The organism is bacterium (assembly GCA_016873475.1).
GTDB lineage: Bacteria > Krumholzibacteriota > Krumholzibacteriia > JACNKJ01 > JACNKJ01 > VGXI01.
Map to the genome: position 1 here is coordinate 1 of VGXI01000324.1, position 2,649 is coordinate 2,649.

Sequence of the window (2,649 nt, forward strand, 5' to 3'; positions counted from 1 at the left end):
GATCGATCCAGGTCCGACCGTCGTAGAAGTCCACGATGGTCCGCGTCAGGCAGGCCAGCTTGCCATTCCACTCCACGAAGGCGCAGAAGCAGTCGTCGCCCGGCGCCGGTATCGTGTGGGCGATGATCTCCGTGCCCGTCAGCTCGTAGACCACCTTGCCCTCCGGCGGCTCGAAGTCGCTGTTGACGAAGAGCGACCCGTTCCAGACGCCGAGGCCGTAGAGCCGGCGGAAGTAGATGCCGGGCGGACACGGATGGATGACGATCTCCTCCGACCAGGTGTCGCCCATATCGTCCGAGGAGTAGAGGATACCCGGGTAATCGGGCGGGTTGTGGCAGCCCGTGCTCACCCAGAGCTTGTCCTGCCAGACTTCGAGATCGAACACGTGCGAGGCAAGCGGGACGCTGGACTTCATCGTCCAGCTGTCGCCTTGATTGTAGTAGATGTTCCCGATGAAGACGTCGCCCAGGGCGTCCGTGCCCGGTGAGAAGAGCGTCCCCTCGCGCACCTTGAGAACGTTGATGCCCTCCTCGACGACGGGGATGTCCACGTACGCGCTGTCGGCACCGTAATCGTAGATCATGATGTCCGCGTAGTAGTCGTGGTTGGGGAAGTCGCAGACGCCGAGATAGAGCCGGCCTTGATAGGCTTCCATCGCCCAGACGCCGTTCCAGTCGGAGGCATCGAAGGCCAGGATCAGGCGATCGGGATCGTTGACGAGGACCAGCTCGCCGGCCTGGATCTCGGGGTTCACGCCCGCTGCGCTCTGGTAGGCGCCCCCGGTCCAGTCGCTCTGGGTCCAGAGCCAGGACGCCGCGCCGGGTGCGGCGGGCAGCGCGGCGCAGACACCCAGCACGATCGCGAGACCGCGACGGGAGATCGCGTTCACGAGAGCCTCCACGGCCAAACCCCACCGCACCGCATCTCGTGTGGGTCGCGGGATCGGAGCGATGCTCCATGGCGGACGCTTCGATTATACCAGCCCATGCCTGAGCGAGGAAGTCGGCCCTGGCGCCGGGCAACCCTGCCGGGTATCCTTGGGGGTGAACGTGAGGTCGGGAGGGGGCCGCCGCCGTGCCGTGCTCATCGCTCTTCGTTGCTGCGATCACGATCGCCGCGTTCGCTGCACCCGCGTCCGCGGCCACCGTGCGAGTGCCGGCCGATACGCCGAGCGTTCAGGCGGCGCTCGATCTCGCGGATCCCGGCGACACCGTGCTGGTGGCGCCGGGGAAGTACGCGGCCTGCCTGGTCTGGCCGAGCACGCCGGGCATCAAGCTGCTCGCCGAGGCGGGGGCTGGGCTCACGGTTCTCGACGCGCGTCGACTGGATCAGGTGATCGGCATCTACTCGGGCGTTGACTCGACCACGCTGATTCGCGGCTTCACACTCACGGGCGGCATCGCCGGCGGCACCTGACCTTGGTGCTCGGGCAGCGGGGTCCGTTGCCTCGATTCCTCGCCGATCTTCGAGGCCTGCGTCTTCACGGGCAACACGGCCGCCAACCACGGCGGCGGCCTCTACGCGCTGAACAGCTCGCTCATCCTGCGCGACTGCGTCATCCATACGAATGTGGCGAACCTGGGGGCCGGCCTGGCCGTGCAGGGGCCGGGGACGCCGCGGCTCGAACGCTGCACGATCCGGGACAACCAGGCCGTCGGCTCGGGGGGAGGCGTGCTGAGCGAGGAGGACTCGCAGCTCACGCTCGTCGACTGCGACCTCACGGGCAATCGCGGCGGCACCGGCGGCGGGGCGGGCGCCGGCGCCGGCGGGCTCTACCTGCGGGACTGCCGGCTGACGGGCAACCAGGCGGACTTCGGCGGCGGTGTCGGCCTGATGAGCACGGCGAGCGTGCGCATCCGCGACTGCGTCATCGCCGGCAACGCCGCGCTCTTCTGGGGCGGCGGGCTCTGCGCGGACGACGCCGGCTTTTTGCTGAGCGGCGGCCGGATCGACGCCAACACCGCCGGCCTGGAGGGCGGCGCGGCCTATCTGCTCGACAGCGCGGGGCAACTCGCGGGCTGCTGGATTCGCGACAACGCCTCGGCCGGCGAGACCGGCGGCCTGCACCTCGACGGCTCGCGGCTCAGCGTGACCGGCAGCGGTCTCACGGGCAACGGCACGGCGATTCGCGTCACGCAGCCGCTGGCCGAGCCCGTCGACGCGCGCCTCAACTGGTGGGGCGACAGCACGGGGCCCTTCCATCCGCTCGAGAACCCCAGCGGCCAGGGCGACGCCGTGAGCGACAATGTGCTCTTCGCGCCCTGGACTATCGAGACGGCGGCGCCGACGGCGGGCGCGGCGCTGCGCCTCGCCGCACGGGCGGCGCGCGGGGGCGTCGAGCTGCAGATGACGCTGCCCGTGGCGGGCGCCGTCCGCCTCGCCGTCTACGACCCGACCGGGCGGCGCGTGGCGGTCCTGCGCGAGGGCTTCGCCACGGCGGGCGCGAGCGGCCTGCGCTGGGAGGGTCGGGACCTCAGCGGCCGTGCAGTGGCGTCCGGCCTCTACCTGTTCCGGCTCGAGAGCGGAGGCCGAGCCGTCACCGCACGAGGGCTCCTGATTCGCTGAAGGCCGGCGGCCGCCCGCGGGCTTCAGCTTCCTCTGCGCAGGGCCGCCTTCGGCGTGCGATCGGCGCGGAAGAGCCCCCCGGGG

3 protein-coding genes are annotated in these 2,649 nt (G+C 70.5%); 2 read left to right on the plus strand and 1 reads right to left on the minus strand.

Annotated features, from left to right (window positions below):
- The coding region (locus FJ251_15315; GenBank protein MBM4119071.1) for a hypothetical protein at window positions 1-889 on the minus strand (889 nt) is incomplete at its 3' end.
- A 185-nt stretch (window positions 890-1,074) separates the two neighbouring features.
- On the opposite strand from FJ251_15315, the gene FJ251_15320 reads away from it, so the two are divergent.
- Both FJ251_15320 and FJ251_15325 read left to right on the plus strand, forming a co-directional pair.
- Window positions 1,075-1,416, plus strand: a complete 342-nt coding sequence (locus FJ251_15320; GenBank protein ID MBM4119072.1) for a hypothetical protein — start codon at window positions 1,075-1,077, stop codon at window positions 1,414-1,416.
- A gap of 153 nt (window positions 1,417-1,569) precedes the next feature.
- Window positions 1,570-2,565: a hypothetical protein gene (locus FJ251_15325; GenBank protein MBM4119073.1), complete on the plus strand. Its 996-nt coding sequence runs from the start codon at window positions 1,570-1,572 to the stop codon at window positions 2,563-2,565.
- Window positions 2,566-2,649 lie beyond the last annotated feature (84 nt).